This window comes from Syntrophales bacterium (genome assembly GCA_026417625.1).
Taxonomy (GTDB): domain Bacteria; phylum Desulfobacterota; class Syntrophia; order Syntrophales; family UBA8958; genus JAOACW01.
Window position 1 is genome coordinate 223,580 of record JAOACW010000001.1, and the last position, 24,369, is coordinate 247,948.

Annotated in this window: 24 protein-coding genes, 1 tRNA gene and 1 riboswitch; of the genes, 13 read left to right on the plus strand and 12 right to left on the minus strand. The window is 44.2% G+C overall.

What is annotated here, in order from left to right; genetic code table 11:
- Position 1: 1 nt before the first annotated feature.
- Genes radA through N2317_01155 form a run of 3 tightly spaced genes read right to left on the minus strand, consistent with a single transcriptional unit; the run spans position 2 to position 3,421 of the window.
- A complete protein-coding gene (radA, locus tag N2317_01145; protein MCX7816103.1) occupies positions 2 to 1,390 on the minus strand; it encodes a DNA repair protein RadA in 1,389 nt (462 codons plus the stop codon).
- 6 nt (positions 1,391 to 1,396) lie between these two features.
- Positions 1,397 to 2,047 (minus strand): TrkA family potassium uptake protein, encoded by a 651-nt coding sequence (locus tag N2317_01150; protein MCX7816104.1) that lies wholly within the window; start codon positions 2,045 to 2,047, stop codon positions 1,397 to 1,399.
- A gap of 12 nt (positions 2,048 to 2,059) precedes the next feature.
- Positions 2,060 to 3,421, minus strand: a complete 1,362-nt coding sequence (locus tag N2317_01155; GenBank protein ID MCX7816105.1) for a TrkH family potassium uptake protein — start codon at positions 3,419 to 3,421, stop codon at positions 2,060 to 2,062.
- 164 nt (positions 3,422 to 3,585) lie between these two features.
- On the opposite strand from N2317_01155, the gene N2317_01160 reads away from it, so the two are divergent.
- The 9 genes from N2317_01160 to N2317_01200 all read left to right on the plus strand — a co-directional run bounded on the left by N2317_01160 (position 3,586) and on the right by N2317_01200 (position 12,239).
- Positions 3,586 to 4,716 carry a phosphoserine transaminase gene (locus tag N2317_01160; GenBank protein ID MCX7816106.1) on the plus strand — a complete coding sequence of 377 codons (1,131 nt, stop codon included), beginning with the start codon at positions 3,586 to 3,588 and terminating at the stop codon, positions 4,714 to 4,716.
- 17 nt (positions 4,717 to 4,733) lie between these two features.
- On the plus strand, positions 4,734 to 6,317 hold the full coding sequence (gene serA / locus N2317_01165) for a phosphoglycerate dehydrogenase (protein ID MCX7816107.1): 1,584 nt from the start codon (positions 4,734 to 4,736) through the stop codon (positions 6,315 to 6,317).
- Positions 6,318 to 6,330: 13 nt separating this feature from the next.
- Positions 6,331 to 7,632, plus strand: coding sequence for an adenylosuccinate synthase (locus N2317_01170; protein ID MCX7816108.1), 1,302 nt, complete (start codon positions 6,331 to 6,333; stop codon positions 7,630 to 7,632).
- A gap of 86 nt (positions 7,633 to 7,718) precedes the next feature.
- A tRNA-Lys gene (locus N2317_01175) sits at positions 7,719 to 7,791 on the plus strand.
- A gap of 30 nt (positions 7,792 to 7,821) precedes the next feature.
- Positions 7,822 to 9,039 (plus strand): MFS transporter, encoded by a 1,218-nt coding sequence (locus tag N2317_01180; protein ID MCX7816109.1) that lies wholly within the window; start codon positions 7,822 to 7,824, stop codon positions 9,037 to 9,039.
- Positions 9,040 to 9,131: 92 nt separating this feature from the next.
- Complete coding sequence (locus N2317_01185) at positions 9,132 to 9,266, plus strand: OadG family protein (GenBank protein ID MCX7816110.1); 135 nt, start codon at positions 9,132 to 9,134, stop codon at positions 9,264 to 9,266.
- 21 nt (positions 9,267 to 9,287) lie between these two features.
- Positions 9,288 to 10,427, plus strand: a complete 1,140-nt coding sequence (locus tag N2317_01190; protein ID MCX7816111.1) for a sodium ion-translocating decarboxylase subunit beta — start codon at positions 9,288 to 9,290, stop codon at positions 10,425 to 10,427.
- Positions 10,428 to 10,488: 61 nt separating this feature from the next.
- Positions 10,489 to 11,796 carry a phenylacetate--CoA ligase gene (locus N2317_01195; protein MCX7816112.1) on the plus strand — a complete coding sequence of 436 codons (1,308 nt, stop codon included), beginning with the start codon at positions 10,489 to 10,491 and terminating at the stop codon, positions 11,794 to 11,796.
- Positions 11,793 to 12,239, plus strand: coding sequence for an ACT domain-containing protein (locus tag N2317_01200; GenBank protein ID MCX7816113.1), 447 nt, complete (start codon positions 11,793 to 11,795; stop codon positions 12,237 to 12,239). The genes N2317_01195 and N2317_01200 overlap by 4 nt, the downstream gene beginning before the upstream one ends.
- A gap of 33 nt (positions 12,240 to 12,272) precedes the next feature.
- On the opposite strand, the gene thyX is transcribed toward N2317_01200, so the two are convergent.
- Both thyX and murI read right to left on the minus strand, forming a co-directional pair.
- Positions 12,273 to 13,742 carry an FAD-dependent thymidylate synthase gene (gene thyX, locus N2317_01205; GenBank protein MCX7816114.1) on the minus strand — a complete coding sequence of 490 codons (1,470 nt, stop codon included), beginning with the start codon at positions 13,740 to 13,742 and terminating at the stop codon, positions 12,273 to 12,275.
- Positions 13,743 to 13,752: 10 nt separating this feature from the next.
- A complete protein-coding gene (gene murI / locus N2317_01210; protein MCX7816115.1) occupies positions 13,753 to 14,565 on the minus strand; it encodes a glutamate racemase in 813 nt (270 codons plus the stop codon).
- 81 nt (positions 14,566 to 14,646) lie between these two features.
- A riboswitch (Fluoride riboswitch) is annotated at positions 14,647 to 14,713 on the plus strand.
- 18 nt (positions 14,714 to 14,731) lie between these two features.
- Here murI and N2317_01215 point away from each other — a divergent pair.
- The 4 genes from N2317_01215 to N2317_01230 all read left to right on the plus strand — a co-directional run bounded on the left by N2317_01215 (position 14,732) and on the right by N2317_01230 (position 18,895).
- Positions 14,732 to 16,393 (plus strand): dynamin family protein, encoded by a 1,662-nt coding sequence (locus tag N2317_01215; GenBank protein MCX7816116.1) that lies wholly within the window; start codon positions 14,732 to 14,734, stop codon positions 16,391 to 16,393.
- Positions 16,394 to 16,439: 46 nt separating this feature from the next.
- Positions 16,440 to 17,291: a hypothetical protein gene (locus N2317_01220; protein MCX7816117.1), complete on the plus strand. Its 852-nt coding sequence runs from the start codon at positions 16,440 to 16,442 to the stop codon at positions 17,289 to 17,291.
- Positions 17,292 to 17,388: 97 nt separating this feature from the next.
- Positions 17,389 to 17,829, plus strand: coding sequence for an HIT family protein (locus N2317_01225; GenBank protein MCX7816118.1), 441 nt, complete (start codon positions 17,389 to 17,391; stop codon positions 17,827 to 17,829).
- A 10-nt stretch (positions 17,830 to 17,839) separates the two neighbouring features.
- On the plus strand, positions 17,840 to 18,895 hold the full coding sequence (locus N2317_01230; protein ID MCX7816119.1) for an AI-2E family transporter: 1,056 nt from the start codon (positions 17,840 to 17,842) through the stop codon (positions 18,893 to 18,895).
- 10 nt (positions 18,896 to 18,905) lie between these two features.
- Here N2317_01230 and metG read toward each other — a convergent pair whose 3' ends face one another.
- From metG to N2317_01265, 7 genes are read right to left on the minus strand one after another with little or no spacing between them, the layout of a single operon-like run.
- Entirely contained in the window at positions 18,906 to 20,804 is a 1,899-nt protein-coding gene (metG, locus tag N2317_01235) for a methionine--tRNA ligase (protein ID MCX7816120.1), read from the minus strand.
- 3 nt (positions 20,805 to 20,807) lie between these two features.
- Positions 20,808 to 21,608, minus strand: coding sequence for a stage 0 sporulation protein (locus N2317_01240; GenBank protein ID MCX7816121.1), 801 nt, complete (start codon positions 21,606 to 21,608; stop codon positions 20,808 to 20,810).
- Between the two features lie 31 nt (positions 21,609 to 21,639).
- Positions 21,640 to 22,620, minus strand: a complete 981-nt coding sequence (holB, locus tag N2317_01245; protein ID MCX7816122.1) for a DNA polymerase III subunit delta' — start codon at positions 22,618 to 22,620, stop codon at positions 21,640 to 21,642.
- Positions 22,610 to 23,260, minus strand: coding sequence for a dTMP kinase (gene tmk / locus N2317_01250; protein ID MCX7816123.1), 651 nt, complete (start codon positions 23,258 to 23,260; stop codon positions 22,610 to 22,612). The genes holB and tmk overlap by 11 nt, the downstream gene beginning before the upstream one ends.
- Before the next feature lie 59 nt (positions 23,261 to 23,319).
- A complete protein-coding gene (locus N2317_01255) occupies positions 23,320 to 23,499 on the minus strand; it encodes a 4Fe-4S binding protein (protein MCX7816124.1) in 180 nt (59 codons plus the stop codon).
- 46 nt (positions 23,500 to 23,545) lie between these two features.
- Entirely contained in the window at positions 23,546 to 23,767 is a 222-nt protein-coding gene (locus N2317_01260) for a NifU family protein (GenBank protein ID MCX7816125.1), read from the minus strand.
- Between the two features lie 13 nt (positions 23,768 to 23,780).
- Positions 23,781 to 24,365 (minus strand): hypothetical protein, encoded by a 585-nt coding sequence (locus tag N2317_01265; protein ID MCX7816126.1) that lies wholly within the window; start codon positions 24,363 to 24,365, stop codon positions 23,781 to 23,783.
- Positions 24,366 to 24,369 lie beyond the last annotated feature (4 nt).

Below are 24,369 nucleotides of genomic sequence, written 5' to 3' on the forward strand. Positions count from 1 at the left end.
CTCAGAAGAGACATTCCACTAACTTGCTGAGCGTGTCAATTTCAAAAATACGGTCGATATGGGATTCACACTCCTTCCTCACCTCTCCACTATCCATAGTGGGCATGACACATACGGTGAACCCCAGACGGCCCGCCTCCCGAACTCGGGCACCAACATGACCAACCCTTCGCACCTCTCCCGTTAATCCCACCTCACCGAATACCACAGTGCCAGGCAAAATAGGTTTGTCGAGAAAACCGGAAACAAGGGAAGAGACAATACCCAAATCCACAGCCGGTTCTGTTACCCTCACGCCACCGGCCACATTGAGGTAGATATCGCAGCCCCCAATACGCATACCCAGTACCCTCTCCATAACAGCCACCAGTAGTGATACTCGGTTCGTATCAACACCAATGGCAGTTCTCCTTGGGATGCCCAAAGTAGATGGGACAACCAACGATTGAATCTCCACTAAGAGGGGACGTGTACCCTCCCCACTCGCTACCACCACAGATCCGGGAACTGAACTACGTCTTCCCGCAAGGAAATACGCTGAAGGGTTAGTCACCTCTTCAAGACCCCTTTCTCTCATCTCAAAAACTCCTATTTCATTAGCGGGACCGTATCTATTCTTTACACTGCGTATAATCCTGTAGGCATGCGCGCCATCACCCTCGAAATATAGAACGGCATCCACCATATGTTCCAGCACTTTTGGACCCGCTATGGATCCTTCTTTTGTAACATGCCCTACGAGGAACATTGGTATAGCCGTTCGCTTTGCGAGAAGAATCAGTCTCTCTGCTGATTCCCTAACCTGACTCACACTCCCCGGTACGGATGCAAGGGAAGGTGTGTACATGGTCTGGATGGAATCAACAACCACTACAGCCGGATGTACGTTTTCAATATGCTTTGCAATCTCATCGAGATTGATCTCCACCAGTACAAGAAGATTTTCTGACAGGGCACCGATCCTTGATGCCCGCAGCTTTATCTGCTTTGCAGACTCTTCTCCAGAGATATAAATCACCCGTTTCCCCGATAGGGCAATCCTGTGAAGTAGCTGGAGGAGTAAGGTGGATTTCCCAATCCCCGGTTCCCCTCCCACCAATACCGAGGATCCTGGAACGATGCCTCCCCCAAGGACACGATCCAATTCACTTATTCCGGAAACGAGCCGCTCTCCCTCAGATGCTTCAATTCTATCAATGGGCTGAGGTGATTCATGCAGCGAAACAGAATCAGCTTTTACACCCGCACCTACAATAACCTCTTCCTCTACGAACGTGTGCCACATCTCGCATCCAGGACACCTACCCAGCCATTTGGGAGAGGTATAGCCACAGTTATGGCAAATATATACCAACTTCTTAGAAGAACCTTTTATTTTCAAGGAATCCACACCTTATCACTGAAGTTTCTTAATGTCCTTCTCCCTGGCTATCACAACCATTATTTCTCCGTCTTTTATAACATGACTCGCCGGAGGTACCATTCTGATCTCATCAGTAAGGACATCCCGCAGTGCGATTACCTCTACATTATATTTGCTCCTCAACTGCAACTCCCCAATAGACTTCCCCAGGAAACTCGTTGGAGGGGCTAGTTCAAAGATCATGTAACCTTCTGATAAAGGCAAACAATCCAACACACCGGGGTAAATTATACTCCGTACAACTTTACTGGCAACCTCTCTCTCGGGAATGATGACTTCCGTGGCACCTACCTTTTCCAAAATAGCCTTGTACTCATCATTCGGTGCTTTCACAATAATATTTTTCACTTTCATCCTCTTCAAATGTAAAGTTATCAAGGTGCTCGCCGCAAGATCATCACCGAAGGAAATGATAACAACATCGTTCTCTTGAAGACCTAACTGCTCCATCAACTCCTGATCTTTCCCATCAGCAACAATAGCCTTCGTTGCGAAATCTTTAACCTGTTGGACAGCTTCCTTATCCTTGTCTATGGCGATAACTTCAAACCCATTTTCATACAACTCCTTCACAATATTGAATCCAAAAATGCCCAAACCTATAACAACAACAATCCGCTTCACCTTAGGTCCTCCTCAACCAACCATGATATTCTCTTCCGCATACATTATACCCCGCTTCGGTTTGTGCCATGAAAAGGCCAATGTCAATGGACCCACTCTCCCTGCAAACATCATGAATATTATGGTAATCTTTTGTACATTGCTCAGCTTCGGGGTAATACCCATGGAAAGACCAACAGTACCAAAAGCTGATACTGTCTCGAAGAAGTATTCCACAAAGAGTTTTCGACTCTCCGGAGATGGTGCATCCACAATACCACTACTTAGCAACAACACAGATGTAACAATAATCACTGACAAGGCAGATGCGAATATTATGGCTATAGTGCGCGTTAAAATCTCTCCCGGAATTGTTCTATTAAATACGTTTACAAGATCCATACCCCTTAATCTGTTCCAAACCATAAGCACAAGTATGGCAAAACTCGTCGTTTTTATTCCACCACCTGTAGACCCAGGGGACGCCCCTATGAACATCAACATGACAATCAAAAGAATAGCGCCATTGGTCAGACCACCAATGTCAACTGTGTTAAACCCACATGTTCTAGGTGTGACAGACTGAAACAAAGAAACGAGTATCTTGGTTGTCACCGGTGTATCCTTAAGTGTATTGTTCATTTCAAAAATGTAGAAAGAAATCCCTCCCAAAAAAACCAAACATCCTGTCGTAAGAAGGACAACCTTGGAATGGACAGACAACTTTCTCCTAAATCCTCTCATCCATGACCAAATCTCATACATTACAACAAAGCCCAGTCCACCCGAAATAATAAGTAAAACAACTGTGAGATTTACAATTACATCCCCACTATAATCCATCAAACTGTTACTAAAAAGGGAGAAGCCACAGTTGTTAAATGCAGATACCGCATGATACAGTGCATAGTAGAAAGCCAAAAAAATTGGGAAATCCTGGGAAAACCGGAGAAATAACAAAAAGGTACCTAAAATTTCTAAAAAGAATGTTACCTTAAATATCCATTTCACCAGAGAAAAAATGTCTCTTCGAGGTATAGGGAGAAACACCGATTGAACGACTTCCCTTTCCCTAAGCGATATACCCCACCCCATGAGACCGAAAAACACCACAGAAAAAGTTATAATACCGAGACCACCAATCTGGAACAGGCACAATGTGACTATCTGACCGGTAAGGGAAAGATCTTTACCTATATCAAGAACTGTCAAACCGGTAACACAAACCGCCGAAGCGGATGTAAAAAGGGCATCTATGAAACTGATATGGCGACCCGCTGTAGAAATAGGAAGCCAAAGCAGAAAAGCTCCCAATAGAATAACCACAGCAAAGCTTAATATAAAAATTTTTTGGGGAGTGAGAAACTTCGATGTGTGTTTTTCTAGCAAAATCATGGCTAGCTTTTTAGCACAAAGCTACAATAGTCTACAACGGAAACTTGGTAAAATACCTGATTTAGTATCTCTTGCTTAAAACCAAAAAACAAAATTCCTTGAACTTTCTCTTCAATATTGATATCGAAGATCGCTTGCGACTCTCAGTGAGGAGAAAGTTAAATATGCATAACCCTAATTTTAGCTCCGGTCCCTGCAGCAAGAGACCCGGATGGCAACCTAATGTCTTAAAGGACGCGCTGGTCGGTAGATCTCACCGCTCTGAAGAGGCACGGGCGAAACTCAAAAAGGCCATCATGGAGACAAAACGCATCCTTGGTATACCCGATACATTCCACGTAGGGATCATGCCAGGCTCTGACACCGGTGCGTTCGAAGCTGCTATGTGGAATCTCCTTGGGCCACTACCAGTAACTGTTCTCGTCTGGGAAAGCTTCTCTGAAGAGTGGGCAAGGGACTGCGAAGAACAGTTGAAACTGAATCCACGGATACTGAAGGCTGAATACGGAAAAATACCCGATCTTTGGGCAGTGGATTGGACAAACGATGTTGTCTTCGTAGCGAACGGCACCACAAGTGGTGTAAAGATCCCCCATTGGGAATGGATACCAGCCGACAGGAAAGGTCTAGCAATCTGCGATGCTACAAGTGCCGTTTTTGCAATGCCCGTCGATTGGTCTAAGGTCGACGCGCTAACATTTTCATGGCAGAAATGTCTGGGTGGTGAGGCAGCACACGGTATATTGGTATTGAGCCCCCGAGCGGTGGAACGTATCAACACGTACGATCCCCCATGGCCCATTCCCAAGGTATTTAGAATCAAAAAGAACGAGAAACTGGACGTAAGCATATTCGAGGGAAATACCATTAACACCCCTTCAATGCTATGTGTGGAAGACTATCTCGACGCCCTCGCGTGGGGGTCAACTTTGGGACTAGAAGGGCTGATTGCGAGAAGCGAGGCCAATCTCAGAGTCGTGGAAGAGTGGGTAGCAAGAAACCATTGGATCACTTTCTTGGCTGAATCAAGTGAGATCCGTTCCAACACGTCAGTCTGCCTAACCATAAGGGACGAAAAGATCGCCAGACTATCTGATAAGGAGAAAATGAGGTTTCTCCAGGAAATTGCAGATGAACTTGGCAAAAAGAAAATTGCCTATGATATAATGTCATACAGAGATGCTCCTCCTGGTTTCCGTTTCTGGTGTGGGCCGACCGTTGAACCGGATGATATACGCAGAGCCCTCGAAAATCTTGAATCTATTTATTTAGAAAAGATATCTCAACAAAAGTAAATGCTAGGAGATCCAAAATGAAACGCGTCCTTGTAAGCGACTCCATCGCTAAAGAAGGTGTGGAAATACTCAAAAATACCGAAGGTATTTTTGTTGATGTAATGACCAATCTAACTCCCCACGAATTGAAGGCGGTTATCAGAGAGTACGATGGTTTGATAATCCGGAGTGCCACAAAGGTTACAAGTGAGATCATAGAAGCAGCGGAAAATCTCAAGGTAATTGGGCGAGCAGGTAGCGGCTTGGACAATGTGGACATAAACGCAGCAAGCAAGAGAGGCATCGTCGTAATGAACACCCCCGGGGGAAATACAATTACCACCGCGGAACACACAATAGCAATGATGCTAGCCTTAGCGAGAAAGATACCTCAGGCAACGGCTTCCATGAAGGCGGGCAAGTGGGAAAAAGGTAAATTCACCGGCAACGAGCTATACAACAAAGTTCTAGGTATTATTGGAATCGGTCGTGTAGGTAGCGTAGTTGCCGACCGCGCCCTAGGACTAAAAATGAAAGTGATAGCGTACGACCCCTTTATATCTCATGAGGTAGCAGAAAAAATGGGGGTCCCTTTAGTTTCATTCGACGAACTACTTGCCACATCAGACTTCATTACTGTTCATACACCCATGACAAAAGAAACCCGAGGTATGATTAACGCCTCGGCCTTTGCTAAAATGAAAACAGGTGTATACATAATAAATTGTGCACGGGGAGGAATAATAAGCGAAAAAGATCTCTATGAAGCCTTAAAGTCAGGAAAAGTCGCAGGTGCTGCTCTGGATGTATTTGAAGAGGAACCGACAAAAAATATGGAACTCATAGGTTTACCAAATGTGATCTGTACACCCCACTTAGGGGCCTCCACAGACGAAGCGCAGATAAATGTGGCTGTTGCCATTGCCCGACAGGTTGCGGCCTTTTTAACCAAAGGAGAGATAACGAACGCCGTTAATTTCCCCTCCATCAGTGCAGAGTTGCTGAACGTTATCGAACCATACCTCGATCTCGCAGAGAAATTGGCTCGTTTCCATGTACAGCTAGTTCGTGGAGGAATTAAAGAGGTATTAATAGAGTACAGTGGTAAAATCCTTGACTATAACGTTGCTCCTTTAACAGTAGCGGTGCTCAAAGGTCTTCTGTATCCTATACTCAAGGAAAATGTAAACTACATAAACGCACCGGTAGTGGCGAAAGAGCGGGGCATTCGTGTGGTAGAATCCAAAAGCACAGAGATGAAGGACTATACGAGTCTCATAACGCTAAAGATAAAAACTACCGTCGAAGAATCGTGTACAGCAGGGGCTCTGTTTGGATTGAAAGATCCACGGATTGTAAGACTAAACCAGTTCGTGATGGATGTAATTCCTGAGGGAAACATGCTCGTGCTTTACAACTACGATCGACCAGGGGTGATTGGAAATATAGGCACCACCTTAGGAAACAACAACATAAACATCGCGAGATTACATCTAAGCAGGGAACAGGTGGATCAGAAAGCATTAATTATTCTAAGTACCGATACACCTGTTCCACCGGATGTCATAGAAAAATTGCGTTCCCTGCCGAATGTAATCTCTGTAACGGATCTAGAGATGTAAGAGGGGATCAAAAATGGCAAACGTGGCAGTCATTGGAACCCAGTGGGGAGATGAGGGGAAAGGCAAAGTAGTGGATCTTTTTGCAGAAACCGCTGATGTGATTGTCCGTTTCCAGGGAGGAAACAACGCGGGACATACCCTTGTAGTACAGGGACAGGAAACCATTCTTCACCTTGTTCCTTCGGGCATCTTACACGATAACAAGCTCTGCATAATCGGTAACGGTGTTGTAATAGATCCCGAAGTCTTGCTTTCAGAGATTAAACAGCTCCAGGAGCGGAATCTCTTTCCGAAAAATACGCGCCTAATAATCAGCGAGAAGGCTCACATCATTATGCCCTACCATAAAAGAATCGATATAGCACGAGAAGCAAAAAGGGGCGGGAAACGAATCGGGACAACAGGAAGGGGTATTGGACCGGCTTATGAAGACAAAGTTGCCCGCATGGGCATCCGCGTTATTGATCTTCTCGACGAAGATGTACTGAGGGATAAAATTCTACAGAATTTAGAAGAGAAAAACTTTCTTCTAGCCTATTACTTTAGAGAAGAACCGATAGATCCCGATGAAGTCTTCGAGCAGTACCGGAATTACGGAAAATTGCTTAAACCATACGTCGCCGATGTCTCTCTCATCATAAGCCGGGAGATAAAACAGGGTAAAAAAATTCTTTTTGAAGGCGCTCAGGGAAGTCATCTTGACATAGATCATGGAACGTATCCCTATGTCACTTCTTCCAATACTGTTGCCGGCAATGCAGCATGTGGAGCGGGTATTGGCCCCTCCTCGATACACAATGTCATAGGTGTTGTTAAAGCATACACCACTCGCGTTGGAGGTGGCCCTTTCATCACAGAACTCGCTGACGAAGTAGGTGACTACATACAACGGGTGGGCAGAGAGTTCGGTGCCACAACAGGAAGGCGAAGACGTTGCGGGTGGCTCGACATGGTACTGGTCCGCCAGGCTATCAGACTATCAGGGATTACAGGTCTTGCGGTGACAAAACTAGATGTACTGACTGGAATAGATGTTCTCAAGATATGCACAGCTTACGAGGATCCCAATGGAGTGAGGTACGAATTTTCGGTACCTTCGTCCCAGAAGGTGCTCGAATCCTGTCAACCCATTTACGAAGAGTTCGAAGGGTGGACCGAAGATATCTCGGAAGCAAGAACGATGGAAGACCTTCCCAAAAATTGCCGACGTTTTCTCGAACGACTTGAAGTTTTGACAAATGTAAGCTTAGTGCTTGTCTCTGTGGGAGCTAACCGGAATGAAACTATAATCAACAAAAATCCTTTTCTAATGTAATGAAAATTCGCATACTATATGTGACTTTCATCTTGACAGAAAGAAGGTTCTTCTGCTTTATAACATATTCTTTTTTGCATATGTACGGGACGTTAGCTCAGGCGGTAGAGCAGCGGACTTTTAATCCGTTGGCCGCGGGTTCGACTCCCGCACGTCCCATCAAAGTCAGTCAAGAATCGGGCGACGGTCATGAGAGGTAATGAAACGAAGATCGTCGCCTTTTCTTCACTTGGACACTTTTTTTTTCACTTTCATGAACTTGCCTTTCCGGCTCTCGCAATACCTCTTTCATCTTATTTAAAACTCGAACTGCAGGAAACACTTAAACTAGGATTTCCTATGTATTTATCATTCGGGATCTTTGCTCTCCCCTGGGGCTATGTGGCTGACAAGTTCGGTAACAAGAAAGCATTGACAATCGGTTTTTTAGGGATTGGGTTAGCTTCTCTTCTTCTATTCATATCAAATTCACCCATCGCTATTCTCATCTGTCTCAGCGCAGTAGGGTTCTTCTCTGGAATCTTCCATCCAGCGGGTATGGGACTTATATCAATAGGCGCTACAAACATCGGATCTGCCCTTGGTAGTTATAGTATTGCTGGTACTTTAGGGCTTATTATAGCTCCTTTTTTCGCAGGTTTTGTAAACTGGTTAGCAGGATGGCAGTTGGTTTATCTACTGGCCGGCATATTGGCCATTAGCTGTGGTGTAGTACTTAGTTTTACAACTATAGATGAAAGAAGAACTCCAAGAGAGAAAAAAACAAACGAAACCTACACATTAAATACGGAAGTGGCAGTGCTTATACTTTTCTTCAGCATTGTAGCCCTAGGAGGATTCACCTACAGGATCAACATTGTGGTGTTACCTGCCTATTTAGAACTTCAAACCAGCTTCTTATCAAATTTTTTGAAAACACTCGGGCTGAGCAATCCCCATGCTTTACCAACAACCGCGGCGGGAATACTCACATCCATTATTTACATAGTTGGTATATCAGGTCAGTTCATGGGAGGGTATCTGGCAGATAAAAAAGATCTACGTTACATGTATTTACTTTACTACGCGGGCAGCATCCCTTTCATATTTGCAATGGCATTTATAAGCGAATTACCCTTAGTTATCTCAGCTGCACTTTATGTATTTTTTGCCATTGGGGTACAACCTATCGAAAATAGTCTTGTTGCCTACTTTACACCGCTTAAATGGAGAAGCACCGCATATGGTTTCTCTTCCGTTCTCACATTTGGCGTTGGATCGCTGGCAATCTACCTCGTAGGATGGGTCAAAGTCAACTGGAACCTGGAAATAGTCTACCTTTACTCAGGAGCACTCACAATAATCATCCTTCTGTTTATTTCCTTACTTATTTTGATCACAAAGGGTAAAAGCATTGTAAATACGTAAACAGAGACTTAAAAAGACTTGCTTCTACAAAATAAATCAGTGTATATGCCACCGTCACACGAACAAGACAATCCTTTAAAGGAGGAGGAAAGATGCTAGAACATAACTGGATGGGTGCCCTTACAATTTTCGTAGTCGGTTTTGGAGGGGTTTACATTGGTCTGATACTCCTCATGCTGGCGGTACAACTCATGAGCCATATAACCCGTAAATTAGAGAAAAAGTGAATTACCACAGGAGGAAAAATCATGTACACCGTATTTCAAGAAGTACTCCTTAAAACAGGTTTTATCTATCTTGAATTAGGTCACGTTGTAATGTGGCTAATTGCCTTTTTCTTCATATTTCTCGCAATAAAAAAAGAATACGAGCCTCTTTTACTTTTGCCCATAGGTTTTGGAATTCTCCTAGTAAATCTGCCTTTGGCCCCGATTATGGGCATTTCAGAGGGTCCCGGGGGTGTTCATAGGGACCTTATCCGCTGGTTCTACGACTTTGGTATCGCCAACGAAGTCATACCTTGTCTGATATTTTTGGGTATAGGCGCCCTTACAGATTTTGGACCCATGATTGCTAACCCTAAAACCTTGATATTGGGAGCAGCAGCCCAATTTGGTGTCTACGTCACTTTTTTCTGCTCCCTTCTGTTCGGATTCAACTTTAAAGAAGCAGCCTCGATAGGCATAATTGGTGGCGCTGATGGCCCAACATGCATCTATTTAACGGCCAAACTTGCTCCTCACCTTCTTGGGGCCAACGCATTAGCTGCATATTCATATATGGCGATGGTGCCTCTTATACAGCCACCCATCATGCGCCTCCTAACAACGGAAGCGGAAAGAAAGATTCGCATGAAGCAGCTCCGTCCAGTTTCCAAAACGGAAAAGATCGTTTTTCCCTTAATAGGGACGATAATTGTTTGTCTACTTGTGCCTCCTGCCGCACCATTGATGGGTATGCTGTTCCTTGGGAACCTCTTCAGAGAATGCGGTGTTGTTGAAAGGTTAAACAAAGCAGCCCAGAACGAGCTTCTTAACATCGTCACCATCTTCCTAGGGACATCAGTAGGCGCAACGATGAGTGCTGAAAAATTCCTCCAACCGCAACCGATTTTCATTTTCATCCTCGGTTGTATTGCCTTTGCGTTCAGCACAGCAGGTGGCGTACTCATGGCAAAATTTATGAATCTTTTCCTCAAAGAGAAAATCAACCCCTTAATTGGATCTGCGGGAGTTTCCGCTGTTCCCATGGCCGCTCGTGTTTCCCAGGTAGAAGGACAAAAAGCAGATAAACACAATTTCTTGTTAATGCATGCAATGGGACCTAATGTAGCAGGGGTTATAGGTACAGCTATAGCGGCTGGTCTTTTCCTAACTATGCTGGGATAATAGGTTTTTGCATTGTGAAATGAATTCTGTTAATAATCTCTAAAAAACGGAGAGACTCATTATGATCTACAACGAGGATTTCGAAACGCTACCACGGGAGGCTTTAGAGGCTTTACAACTCAAAAGGCTTCGTCAAGTTGTGGAAAAAGTATACCACACCGTGGGTTTTTACCGTAAATCATTCGAGAAAGCAGGTGTTTCACCAGAAGACATCCGATCCTTGGATGACCTCCGGAAATTCCCATTTACAACGAAGGAAGACCTTCAAGAAAATTATCCCTTTGGACTATTCGCTACCCCTATGAGCAATGTAGTGCGGTTGCACGCCTCTTCTGGGACATCAGGAAAACCAACGGTCGTTGGCTATACCCGTCGCGATATCGACGCATGGTCGGAACTCATGGCCCGTTGCCTCGTGGCAGCCGGTGTTACCAAAAATGACATCATCCACAACGCGTACAGTTATGGTCTCTTCACGGGAGGACTGGGTTTTCACTACGGAGCTGAACGAATAGGTGCCAGTGTTATTCCCATTTCAGGGGGCAACACAAAAAGACAGCTTCTTATCCTTCAGGATTTTGGACCTACGGTGCTGTGTTGCACCCCTTCATATGCCTTGTATCTCGCAGAACAGGGGACATCAATGGGATTAGATATGAGATCTCTCAAGCTGCGCGTGGGGCTTTTCGGTGCGGAACCCTGGAGTGAAGAGATGAGAAACCAAATCGAGGATAGACTTAACATAATCGCTCTGAATATCTATGGTCTTTCGGAAATAATGGGACCAGGGGTATCTATGGAGTGTATTGAGGGTCGAAACGGCATGCACATATTTGAAGACCATTTTCTCGTTGAAACCATAGATCCTGAAACTGGAGAAATTTTGCCTCCGGAAGAAAAGGGAGAACTGGTGTTCACCACACTGACGAAGGAAGCCTTCCCCCTTATAAGGTATCGAACCGGAGATATTTCACGCATCATTACAGCACCATGTCGTTGTGGTCGTACTCATCACCGTATGGACCGGATCATGGGTCGCAGCGATGATATGCTCATTATTAGAGGTGTAAATGTATTCCCCTCTCAAATCGAATCTATCCTTCTCAACGTTGAAGGACTGGAACCTCACTACCTGATAATAGTAGATAGAAAACACAACATGGATACCGTTGAGGTTCAGATAGAAGTGTCTGAAAAATTATTTACCAACGCAGATGAGGTAAAAGTTCTTGAAAAACTAAGCAGACGCATTGCGAGAGACTTGAGGGATTATCTGGGCATCTCAGTAAATGTTAAACTTGTGGAACCAAAAACAATTGAGAGATCAGAAGGCAAGACCAAAAGAGTCATTGATAGAAGACAAATATGAAGGAGCAAATAATGAAGGTAGAACAGATATCCGTTTTCTTGGAAAATAAACCGGGTAGTCTGGAAGAAGTTACGCGAATCCTCAAGGACGCGGAAATAAACATCCGTACCCTTTCACTAGCAGACTCCACAGATTTTGGGATACTGCGCTTAATCGTAAACGATGTGGACAAAACAAGCCGTGTTCTCAGAGACAGTGGTTACAGAGTGAGCAGAACCACGGTGGTTGCTGTGGAAGTTCCTGACAGGCCAGGAGGTTTACACAGCATTCTGGAAGTACTAGCTAGGGAAAATGTCAACGTCGAATACTTATACGCTTTTGTAGAAAAGAGTGGAGAAAACGCAGTAATCATTTTCCGTTTTGACGACACTGATGCAGCCATCGACGTATTAAAGCGCCATTCCTTTACCATCCTCCCCGGGGAAAAACTCTATTCACTGTAAGGTTGAGCTAAAGTTAGCAACTCAGCTTCCTTTCTAGATGTCCTGAATCTTTTCCCATTGGGTGGAGAAACGATCCTTACCACACGCAAGTAACAACGTTAAGGGCATGATCTTTTGAGCTTCTTCGACCATCTGGGCAACAACTCTTCTTATATCCCACTGGGCTGTAGAATCCATTCGCAAACGTGCAATATGGTAAAGCTCACGGGCATTAACCTTAAAGAGCACTCGACGGCGGTGGGAGTTTGTTAAACAGTAATCAGCTGCCTGAGAAATTTTTCCTTTGATTTTGTAGTATAGCTCATTGGTCTCATATATTATCTCAGAAAACCGCCTATCCAAACCAACTTCATATACCCTTTCAGGAATGGTAACACCAAGAGAGGGATCGTAAGGTTGGGTAGTAAGCGTAGCCATTCGATGACGCTTCAACTGAGCATAACAAGATGCACTTATTATTAACTCAAAGAGGAGATCCACATGCTCGAATTCCCTGAGAACAGCATCATAAGATTGCAAATAACGAAAAGCAGTTAAAAAAAATCTTTTTCGTTCTTCAGGTTTTAGATTGTACGCCACTCTTAGGCATGTGTCCCAGTTTCTATCAGAAGAACTGTGTAAAAGCGCAGCCGTAAGATGCACATCTGCACCTGGTGTGTGATGAACTAGACGGACAGAGGGACTTTCCGCGTTAGATCCTTCCTGCAGATCCAACGTTTCACTTTCAGCCAATAATTGAAAAGTTACATCGCTCATTTCACACCGAGTACGGGTATCATAGTCCTTTGCCTCCGTGTACCGGATGAGCGATGGAGCTACAGGTACTGTAACCTCGTAAAGGGCCCGGCTGAATGCTCGTGCTTCCTCTAACGGGTGTGCCCCAAGTCTCCGGAGCATCAGCTCCAAATTCCGAGCATTGATAGTCATTCCCAGCTGGGTTTCGGTAGCCAAAGAAAGGATATAACGGGCATCCTCTTTGGCTAAACCTTCGAATTTATGTCCATTTTTTGCAAAAAGAGAACGGTCTCGCTGTAGATGCTGCATAAACTTTTCGAATAGCTCCCTGTAAAAAGCGTTCTGTTTTTCGACAACTGACTGAAATTCCTCAGCAAATCCTCCAATCCGGATTTCTTCAGGTATTACGTAATCCCCTTTCAATAAAACATACCGCTGCGATTTTTCTGTAAAGGAGCACAGGCGGAATTTCTCGATTTCCTCCACGAGGAGACGGGATACACCTAACACATCCACGTTAAAAACGGCGTGTTCGGCTATCGAACTATGACCCATCGAAAAAACTATGTTTCTATTAGATGCCCTGGCTTTCTCGACCTCCTTTCGCGCTTCTTCCCTAAGTTCAGTCACTGTTTTAGGACTGCGGCTTATACGGGCATATGCTGCGGCTATTGTTTCTGGCGTCAGCACACAATCTTCAACTTGTGCTGCTTTTAACGCTGATATTGTTTCATTATCGATATTAAAACCAGCTAGCAAAACCTTCACACTTGTAGCCTCAAACTGGTAATTTAACAACCTCAATGCGCCCAATGGACCGTCCCAAAAAACGTTCACCTATGGTCTGGAAACGGTACGGTATATCAGAAACGAAAAAACGATACTCCGGAGCTATTCTCAAAGGATTGGCCAGTCGTTTCTCATTCAACACTTTTGCCGCGAGATCTGCCATTGCCTCCGCAGAATCAATAATACGGACCTCCTTCCCCGCCACCTCTTCTATAACGGGTTTAAGGAGTGGATAATGGGTGCAACCGAGAACTAGAGTATCCACATGTTCAGCGAGTATGGGTTTAAGGTACTCCTGAACTGTCAACTTAGTAACAGGATGGTCCAACCACCCTTCTTCTACAAGGGGAACGAGCAGTGGACAAGCTTGGGAGAATACCCTTACAGTTGGATCCAAGGCATGTATCTTCTGAGCATAGGCATTACTATTAATCGTTGCTGGCGTACCAATAACAGCAATCTGTTTATTTTGCGACTCGGAAACGGCTTGACGTGCCCCCGCAGAAATCACATCGAGAACTGGAACAGGTGATCTATCTTGAATTGCCTCATATGCTATAGAAGACATTGTGTTACAGGCGATGATGAGCATTTTTACATTCTGGGTTGAGAGAAAATCTGTTATTTCAAGGGCGTACTGAAGTATAGTCTCAGGAGATTTGATTCCATAGGGGACGCGGGCCGTATCACCGAAGTAAACGATGTTTTCGAAGGGAAGACGTTCCATAAGGGCACGCACTACAGTCAAACCGCCCACACCGGAATCAAAAACACCTATAGGATGAACGAGATGAAGATCCATGTTTGTTCAATAACACATTTGCCGGGAGAAATCATTCGGAAGTTTAAGGGTATTGACTTTTCTTGAGAAATATGTTTTTGCTGCATCATCGGTGATGGAGTTCGCCGCCAAAACTGCCCTCATCTGGGCTGATAACTCCTACCAGACATTAAAGTGAGAGGTTAATATGGACGGTACGGAAAAAATCAGCCTGGAAGTTTTGGTGGACTTGGCTAAATCCCTGGAAAAGATAATTACTCAATTCCAGATAACCACATTAAAAAGATCTCTTGAAGCGTACAGTTCCCTTTTCAAAACAGAACAAATTATCGACGTAGCCATACTTGGCCAATTCAAAGCAGGAAAAAGCTCGTTCCTCAACAGTATCATAGGAAAACAGGTACTACCTGTTGGTGTCATTCCTGTGACAACTGCCATCACGAGACTTCAGTATGGAGCATCAGAAAGGGCCGTAGTTACCCACTATGATGGGAAAAAAACTCACATTTCCATCGAAGAAGTAGGCGAGTACAACTCAGAATCCAAAAATCCAAGCAATGAAAAAAACGTGGAAGTCATCGACATATACCTTCCCACTTTGAAAGAATACACAGGCTTACGTCTCGTAGATACTCCCGGTTTGGGTAGCGTCTTTCAATACCACAAGGCTACAGCAGAGAATTGGTTACCAGAAGTAGGCGCAGCTATTTTGGCGATAAGCGCTGATCGACCTCTCTCTGAACATGACCTCCAGCTAATAAGAGAGCTTGCGTCTTACACACCTCGTATAGTTCTTTTGCTTACCAAAGTTGACCTGCTGACCCCAGAACAGAGGGCAGAAGTTGTCTCATTCTTCAAGAATATTCTCCTTCGCGAACTCAACCAGGAATTTCCCATATACCTTTATTCTACAAAAATTGATACTGAGAAGCTAAAATCCCAGCTCGATGACGAACTCTTCAGAAAAATGGTTGCCAACAAAGGGCGAGAGTTCGCAGCGATTGCCCGTCACAAAGGGAAATCTATCGCCCTAAGTTGCCGCAAATACTTAGAAATAGCCCTTCAAACATCACAAAAGGCCGATGAAGAACGGGAACATTTAAAGAAGCTCATCTTTGACGAAAAGGTAAATTATGATCTCGTTCGAGAAGAGATGTTCATAATTACAAGGGAAGCACAGTCACAAACAAGGACACTAATAGCCAACTACCTTGCCCATTTTGAAGCACCCCTAGTAAAAAAAATCACACAGCAGATGAAAGAAGAAATGCCCAAATGGAGAGGAAATCTTTGGAGACTTACACGTACATACGAACAGTGGATTACTGATGTTATGAATAATGAGATCCAGCAGATCTCTCGTAAGGAACACAAACACTTCTTCGGAACACTTAAAAAGGCCCATGCAAGCCTTACCCGTTCCATTGAATCCTTTCGCCGCCTTCTAAACGACAACATCCAGAGGGTTTTGGGGGTCTCCCTCGGAGAGGTGGATTGGCAGCTGGAGATACCAGAGCCAGAACATCCAGATGTTCGTTTGCCCAGAACTTTCGCCTACCATCTTGATTTGCTTTGGTTTCTCATACCAATGTTCATATTTCGAGGTATTTTTGAGAAAAACTTCCTCAAGAAAATCCCCTGGGAGGTGGAAGTCAACCTATCCCGTCTTGCAGCCCAGTGGGAAACAAGAATAAACAAAGCTATTGAGACCATGCGGAATCAAGCACTCAGATACGTAGAAGAGGAACTTCATACTATTGAAACCTTGCTCGCTCAGGCCAGTGGACGAACACCAGAAATTCAAAAATATATCAGCGAACTTGATGAAAGTCTAACCCTACTAAATTGACGAATTTTCAACGCCGATGAGTACGTTCTTTTGCGGCAGTCAGGTGATGAAAATCGATCTGTTACCCCATATACTATGGGGAGCCCGCTTATACATCATGAATCGCCTCTGCCAATGTGGCGGATTTTGCTTCTACCGCCTGGAGGAACCAAACGGTTCAGATACTTACTATGCCATTGCCTCTCTCAAATTGTTAGGTATGGAATTTAGAGACCAAAACACTGTCATTTTTCTCAAAAACATGCAACATGATGATGGCTCATATGACAGCATTCAGTCCGCATTTTACTCCCTTGTGAGCCTTGACCTTCTACAGGAAAGACCGAAGAAATCGCCCGAAAATTACATAGACCAATGTCTGGAAAATTACACACTGAAAGTGGACAAACTGCCAGCTGATGTATCCTCTATATTTTATCAACTGAGACTACTCGTGGATCTTTACTGTCAATTTTTACAGAAAAAGAATAAGACAAAAGAAAAAGAGTTGTGTGAGTTGATCGCTAAGTTCCGTAATTCCGATGGAGGATTTGGATATCCTTACTCATCTATAACTGACACCGCCTATGCCCTCTATATACTAAAAACCCTCTCATGTATTGATGCATATAGAGACGTCGAACATTTTATCAGAACATGTGAAGATCCACTTTTCGGGTTTACCGAAGTTCCCGGATCCTCCCTTTCTTTCATTGAATACATCCATGCGGGACTCTGGGCTGAACAGCTGCTCGACATTCAGCCACGATTTGCATATGCCTGTATGGATTTCATCATCCACTGTCGCAGAAAGAACGGTGGTTTTTCCAGAGCGGGCGAAAGTGGCATTGCTACCCTGGAAAACACGTATCATGCGCTATCAGCATTACTTAAATTGAAAAGCCTATGCTCAAAATGAGCTTATGTTCNTCCCAAAATTTCTCTTTCATAAACGGTTGCAAAATAAGGTCAATATGACTATGGTCAACAAAAAGAGGTGATCTGATTTGGAAACAGTGGAATCCCAAAAAAAGTGCGTATTCTGCGAAATAGTAGCTGGAAAAGCACCTGCATATTTAGTTGCAGAAAGTGAACGTGCGATATGCATCCTAGACATACACCCATACACACAGGGGCACTGTCTTGTGGTTACCAAACGACATGTCCAGTGGTGGCACGAAATGACAGAAGAAGAAACAAACGATCTCTTTAACTTAGCCCGCATCGTGGCCAGAAAAATGATGAAAAAGTTAGACCCGGATTTCGTTTTTCTTTACGCCCGGGGAAGGAGAATACCCCATACCCACATTTTCTTAATCCCAACCTTCAGCGGTGATGTGCTTGACCGTTTCTTCAATGCTCTGGAAAATTTTCAAGAATCCCCGCAAAAACTGGCAGCATTAAAGAAACCCGAAGCCATGCAGGCCGCAATGGAGCTTCTGCGAGAAGATACCTAGTGAAGCCAGAATGAATACAGATAAAAAGAACATAACGGCATTCCTTATCATCTTGGGAATAATAACGGTCATCTTTATACTTTTGCTTCGTCCCTTCATCCTCCCAATGATCTGGGCCACTATAATTGTATCCATACTACAACCCTTCTATAGACACCTTTTAAAAAGAGATCTCACCCCGAATCAGGCGGCAATTATTATGGTAATCACAACCATAACGATTATAATCATTCCATTAGCAACACTGGGAAGTCTACTTCTGGCGGAATCCCTCAACCTCTACAACTCCCTGGAGATGGATGTAGGTGAGCTCCTAAACAGGATCAACGAAACTCTCTCAAAGGGGAAGACATACTTCCCCTTTTCCAGCCTCAAGGGTGACTTAACCTTCTTAAAGGTTCACCTTACGGAAATTTTGAAACACATCTCTAATTTCCTCTGGCAAAATTTGAAGAGTATTACACAAAATACCGTCATCTTTGTGGTTCAGTTCGCGATTATGATTTACACTCTGTTTTTTCTCTTCCGCGATGGCCAAAACATAAGGGAATGGATAATGCATCGCCTTCCCCTTAGTGAGCCTCAGGTAAAAATCCTTCACGATAGGTTCCGGGCGACTGCCCTCGCAACAATAAAGGTCACGTTAATTATCGGAGGAGTTCAGGGATTAATTGGATCCTTGTTATTCTTCGCTTTGAATATAAAGGGAGCTTTAACTTGGGGAGTACTCATGATGGGTACGTCTATCATTCCCGGAGTGGGAAGCTCCATAGTCTGGATACCCGCAGGAATCATCATGATCATTATGGGTCATCTGTGGAAAGGGCTTGCGATCCTAATCGTGGGATTTATGATTATCAGTATGATTGATAATATGCTCCGTCCTACACTCCTAGGCCAAGATGTTCAAATGCATCCTCTTCTGATCTTTCTTTCTACCCTCGGCGGTATAAACCTTTTCGGCCTGTCGGGATTCGTTTTAGGTCCCATTATTGCCTCTCTGTTCGTTACCTTCTGGAACATGTACACGGAAGTGTTCACTAGTGAAACCCTGCCACTTGGATAACCTCAACGGATTAGCGCACGCGTGCACCTATTTTGGGGGGGCGATCATACGTTACCAACGACAATCCCTCCACTGAATCAGTGGCAAGGAGCATACCCTGGGATTCAATTCCCATAAGCTTTGTGGGTTTCAGATTGGCCACCACCACTACAGTCTTTCCAATTAGCTCCTCGGGCGTGTAATCTTTGGCGATTCCGGCCACAATCTGCCTCTCTTCCCCGATATCAACCCTAAGTTTCACTAGTTTACTTGACTTTGGAATAGCCTCTGCCGCCACGATCCTTCCCACTCGAAGATCTATTTTCTCGAAATCCTCCATCGTGATCTCCCGGCTAGACGAAACATCCTGGGAAATTTCCTTATCTTGCGTTTCCCTTACAAACTCGACTCTTGGAAATAGCATTTCGATCTTCTGAACGGGTTTACCCGGCATGAGCCCACCCCAGTGATCCAACGTGGAGAATTGGGGAGGAACATTGACATCATCACCTATAGCCCCTCTGATCTTATCTGAAGCACCGGGCATAAAGGGCGATATCATAACCGCAATGACACGGAGGGATTCCAGAAGGTTGTATATCACCGTATTCAATCGTACCCTCTTTTCAGGATCTCTAGCTAAAACCCAGGGTTCACATTCCACAATATACTTATTGACCTGATTTATGAAATCCCATATGGCCATAAGGGCCTTGTGAAGGGTCAGATGTTCGAAGTTCTCCTCTATCTCTCCCTTCGTTCTCTTTACTCCTTCAATAAGAACCAAGTCTTCCTCTGTGGAAGCTGAGTGTTGCGGCACAACCCCCTCCCCAAATTTAACTGCCATTGTCAAAATGCGATTCACAAGATTTCCCAAATCATTTGCAAGATCAGAGTTGATTCGCTGAACAAAGGCCTCTTCACTGAAATTTGCATCTAGACCAAACACCATCTCCCGGAGAAGAAAATACCGAAAAGCATCCAAACCGTACTTATCTTTAAGATCGAGGGGTTTTACTACATTACCCAAACTCTTTGACATCTTACTCTGGTCTACATTCCAATACCCATGCACGTTAAGATGAGCAAAAGGCTGAATGCCTGCTGCTTTCAGCATCGTGGGCCAATAGATGCCATGGGGTTTCAGTATATCCTTCGCTATTAAATGTTGAGCTACTGGCCAAAAAGTATGGAATTTTTCACTATCGGGATATCCAATGCCGGACAGGTAGTTGATAAGTGCATCGAACCACACGTAAGTTACATAATTCTCATCAAAGGGGAGAGTAATTCCCCAGGTAAGACGGGATTTGGGACGTGAAATGCACAGATCTTCCAGTGGCTCTCTTAAAAAAGCTAGTACTTCGTTTCTGTACCTCTCCGGTCGGATGAAATCGGGATGTTTTTCAATATAATCGATGAGCCAGTCCTGATACTTGCTCATCTTAAAGAAATAATTGCTTTCCTTCCTGTACTCAGGGACCGTTTGATGATCGGGACATTTACCATCTATAAGTTCTTTCTCCTTATAGAACCTCTCACAACCAACACAGTAATGACCCTCGTAGTGACCAAAGTATATATCTCCCTTGTCGTATACTCTTTGCAGGATGTATTGCACTACTCTAACGTGATTTTCGTCTGTGGTTCGAATAAAATAATCATTAGTTACCTTAAGTTCCGGCCAAAGTGCCCTGAACTGAGCACTGATCATATCCGCATACTCTTTGGGGGACATCCCGGCCTTCGCCGCCGCCTCCGCAATTTTATCACCGTGCTCATCCGTTCCTGTAAGGAAAAAAGTCTTATAACCCGCAGAACGGTGATACCGCGCGAGAACATCCGCCACAATAGTGGTGTACGCATGCCCTATGTGAGGTGGCGCATTTACGTAATAAATAGGCGTTGTTATGTAATATGCCTTTTCCATATTTCACTCCTGATCTATTATCTCTGAAAAGGGTATAGCAACTTCTTTTCCGCTTTCTAAAGCCACAATGACCTCTTGAGTTAACACATTGTGCCTTGTAACTTTACCCTTACCGTGAAGAGTATTGATAACTTTACCACACTTGGGCAAAACACTCTTCAACTCTCTGTACACGTCATACTCATATCCTATACAACACATTAGTCTGCCACACAATCCCGATATCTTCTCCGGATTCAGCGAGAGACCTTGCTCCTTTGCCATTTTTACGGACACTCTATCAAGATTATTGAGGAACTGGGAACAACACACTTCCCTACCACAGTTACCTATACCCCTTAATATCCTTGCCTCTTGTCGGGTCCCAATCTGACGGAGTTCTATACGCATTTTAAATCTCTGGACCAGATCCTTAAGTAACTCCCTGAAATCCACCCTATTTTCTGCAGTAAAGTAAAAAATTATCCTCTGGCGATCGAAAAGGCATTCCACATCTACCACTTTCATTGGTAAAGAGTGGGCCCTAACCCTCTCCACAAAAAATTCCTTCGCTTCTTTTTCAAGTCTCTTATTTTCCTCAAGTCTTTGCAAATCTTCCTCCAGTGCTTTCCTCACCTTTACGCCATCCATGAAAGGCACTTCACCATTACAGGGAACATACTGAAAAGTAACCTCGCCCAGCGAAATACCTTCTTCAGTTTCCACCACTACTAAATCCCGGGATTTCAAATTCCCCTTTGGCACAGCAATCAGGTTATTCTTTCCATCCCGCCAGTATCGGATAGCCACAACTTCTTCTGCCATATATAACCATTTGCAAAAAACTTTTTAGACCTCACTGAGAAAGTAGTCTAAATACAGTATATTCCAAAGTCAACGTTTTGTTGGCATTCATTTCTAGTTTGTAAAGAGACTCGTCCAGAATATCAACGCACCGTAAAAGCCCATCTATCCCAAATCTCCGCCCTAGCAAAACTGCTACATCCTCCCTATCGGGGAAACATAACATTTCTCGTTCTCCAAGTTCACAGAAAACCAGCGCATCACGAAAACACATCTTCAGTATATTGAGCGACTCCAAAACATCTACATCCTCTCGGTTTAAATAGGCAACAAAGGGAATTGTCCCTCTTGAATTCCTCTGTATCGCTTCCAACATGGTTTCAAAAAGTTCATCTCTCTTGAGTAAATACTCACTTTTGAGTAGTTTTACAGCTCGAGAGATACTTCCCCCTGAAGCGGCCGCTATAACCAGCGCAATATCCTCTTCGATTTTATACGTGTCTCGCAAATAGGAAGCAACCTCTGCCTTCGACAAAGGGCCAAAACTCACTCGTTGACAGCGAGAAATCACAGTTTGTGGAATTTGACCGAATCTAGATGTAATGAGTACAATCCTGGTGGATGGAGCCGGCTCCTCTAATGTTTTAAGAAGAGCATTCGCTGCGGGTAGATTCATTCGCTCAGCATCGGAAATAATTACTACCCTCTGGTTCCCCTCAACAGGGCGAACACACAATGATTCTGTTAAAGATCTTACTGCCTGAATCCTTATCTGCCCACTTTCGGGACCAATAAAAAGTACATCAGGATGCAACCCCTGCTGGATCCTGCGACAGGAAAGACATATCCCACACCCCTCACCGTCATCCACATCTCTGCACAGTAAAGCTTGTGCAAAGGCTATCGCGCATTTACACTTACCCACACCATCTATGCCGTAGAAGAGATAGGCATGAGATACACGGCCACTTTTAACGGCCATTTTAAGCATCTGGATCTGTCTTCTATGTCCGTAAATGTGACTATAGGACATACCCCCTTGTTTTAAGCAGGGAAATCAGTTCCCTCCACACGATAGATGCCACATCATCAATAGAGCCTCTGGCGTCTATTACCCTAATACGCCGAGGATTTTTTCTAGCCTGGGCAAGATAACCTTCTCTCACTCGGTTATGAAATTCCACACCTTCTCGTTCAAAACTATCTCTCTTTTGCTGACCTTTACCACGCATACTACGAAGAGCAATTCTGGAGAATCCCACTTCCACTTCCACATCCAACAGGAAAGTACAATCAGGCTCAAGTGTGCCCGTAGCTAAATTGTTTATCAACCACACCGTCTCTTCCTGTATACCTCTGCCCCATCCCTGATACGCAAGAGAAGAATCAAAAAAACGATCGCAGAGAACAATCTTTCCTTCTGCCAGTGCAGGCATAATCACATTTTTTACATGTTCCACTCGGGCAGCCCCAAAAAGCATAAGCTCTGTTTCTGGAGCCATAGCAGCACCCCTAAGCAACACTCTCCTCAAAAGCCTACCCAATTGGGTACCGCCCGGCTCTTCTGTGCGAACAACGGGAAGATAGAGAGACCGTAGACGTTTTTCCGCTATGCGTATCTGGGTTGTTTTCCCACATCCCTCAATACCTTCAAATGTAATAAATACACCCATCAAAAGAACAACTCCAATTCCAATTATTTAGAGATGCAGGAAAACTGCTTTACGTGAAGTTAATTGCTGTTCCCAGGAATTATAGCTTCCACGGGGCATTCCTCTGTGCAGGCACCACAGTCAGTACAGAGATCAACACTTATTTCGTATTTTTTATCCCCCTCACTAATTGCCCCTACCGGACAAACTCCTTCACATGTCCCACAAGAAATACAATCATCTGTTATTACATATGCCATCGTGCAACCTCCATAAATTGATCTAATATCCCCGTTAACTCGTGCTTTAGCAGGCAACTACAGTCTTTACCTCTGGGATCTCCTGGCGGAGATACCGTTCGATACCATTTTTAAGAGTCATTCTTGCAAAAGGACATCCATGACACGATCCCAGTAACCGGACAGTGACAATTCCATCTTCGCTCACATCGACAAGTTCCACATCGCCACCATCACGCTGCAACTGGGGCCTTATTTTTTCTAGAACTGCCTCAACCTTACCTTTCATTATTCACACCTCTTCAATGGGGCATTTCTGATAACATCTTATCTATAACCTTCCGCGCTACATCCTTCAAATCTGGTTTAAAAAAAGAATAGCTCTCATCTTCAAAATGTCCGGCACGCCACATAATTTTACCAGTTTCCACCTCTACCAGTTTCATACCTAACCCTACTTTTGCCACCTTCTTATCACCTTCTTTTGTGTAAAGCCAATAGTCAATATTAGCTATAAGAATGGCATCCGCCTTTGTTATCATCCCAATCTTTCTGCTAAGTTCAGGATCAGAGTAATTAACGGTTTTGAGTTTCACCATGTAATCCATAACGGCTTTCCGAAGTTCATCATTAGCAGAAAGCATCGATTTCAATGTATCTCCCGCATAAACCTCCCGAAACTGCTTCTTACCCACCACTGCCCCCGCCAGAACCATATCAATCACCCCGCGCGCTTCCTCATACGTCCCCACATCAACGGGCAAAACTGCAAGCCTCTGAGGATGGAAATCCTTTGCTGCCGGATCCACCTGGGAGTACCGTATACCACCACAGGCAAAGACAAAAAGAGCCAAACCCAAAATGACAACCTTATTGATCCTTTTCATTTTT

Excerpts from the sequence above, each read along its gene's own strand:
- N2317_01155 (MCX7816105.1), bottom strand. The coding sequence starts at position 3,421 with ATGATTTTGCTAGAAAAACACACATCGAAGTTTCTCACTCCCCAAAAA.
- N2317_01160 (MCX7816106.1), top strand. The coding sequence starts at position 3,586 with ATGCATAACCCTAATTTTAGCTCCGGTCCCTGCAGCAAGAGACCCGGA.
- serA (MCX7816107.1), top strand. The coding sequence starts at position 4,734 with ATGAAACGCGTCCTTGTAAGCGACTCCATCGCTAAAGAAGGTGTGGAA.
- N2317_01170 (MCX7816108.1), top strand. The coding sequence starts at position 6,331 with ATGGCAAACGTGGCAGTCATTGGAACCCAGTGGGGAGATGAGGGGAAA.
- N2317_01180 (MCX7816109.1), top strand. The coding sequence starts at position 7,822 with ATGAGAGGTAATGAAACGAAGATCGTCGCCTTTTCTTCACTTGGACAC.
- N2317_01185 (MCX7816110.1), top strand. The coding sequence starts at position 9,132 with ATGCTAGAACATAACTGGATGGGTGCCCTTACAATTTTCGTAGTCGGT.
- N2317_01190 (MCX7816111.1), top strand. The coding sequence starts at position 9,288 with ATGTACACCGTATTTCAAGAAGTACTCCTTAAAACAGGTTTTATCTAT.
- N2317_01195 (MCX7816112.1), top strand. The coding sequence starts at position 10,489 with ATGATCTACAACGAGGATTTCGAAACGCTACCACGGGAGGCTTTAGAG.
- N2317_01200 (MCX7816113.1), top strand. The coding sequence starts at position 11,793 with ATGAAGGAGCAAATAATGAAGGTAGAACAGATATCCGTTTTCTTGGAA.
- murI (MCX7816115.1), bottom strand. The coding sequence starts at position 14,565 with ATGGATCTTCATCTCGTTCATCCTATAGGTGTTTTTGATTCCGGTGTG.
- N2317_01215 (MCX7816116.1), top strand. The coding sequence starts at position 14,732 with ATGGACGGTACGGAAAAAATCAGCCTGGAAGTTTTGGTGGACTTGGCT.
- N2317_01220 (MCX7816117.1), top strand. The coding sequence starts at position 16,440 with ATGAAAATCGATCTGTTACCCCATATACTATGGGGAGCCCGCTTATAC.
- N2317_01230 (MCX7816119.1), top strand. The coding sequence starts at position 17,840 with ATGAATACAGATAAAAAGAACATAACGGCATTCCTTATCATCTTGGGA.
- metG (MCX7816120.1), bottom strand. The coding sequence starts at position 20,804 with ATGGAAAAGGCATATTACATAACAACGCCTATTTATTACGTAAATGCG.
- N2317_01240 (MCX7816121.1), bottom strand. The coding sequence starts at position 21,608 with ATGGCAGAAGAAGTTGTGGCTATCCGATACTGGCGGGATGGAAAGAAT.
- holB (MCX7816122.1), bottom strand. The coding sequence starts at position 22,620 with ATGTCCTATAGTCACATTTACGGACATAGAAGACAGATCCAGATGCTT.
- tmk (MCX7816123.1), bottom strand. The coding sequence starts at position 23,260 with ATGGGTGTATTTATTACATTTGAAGGTATTGAGGGATGTGGGAAAACA.
- N2317_01255 (MCX7816124.1), bottom strand. The coding sequence starts at position 23,499 with ATGGCATATGTAATAACAGATGATTGTATTTCTTGTGGGACATGTGAA.
- N2317_01260 (MCX7816125.1), bottom strand. The coding sequence starts at position 23,767 with ATGAAAGGTAAGGTTGAGGCAGTTCTAGAAAAAATAAGGCCCCAGTTG.
- N2317_01265 (MCX7816126.1), bottom strand. The coding sequence starts at position 24,365 with ATGAAAAGGATCAATAAGGTTGTCATTTTGGGTTTGGCTCTTTTTGTC.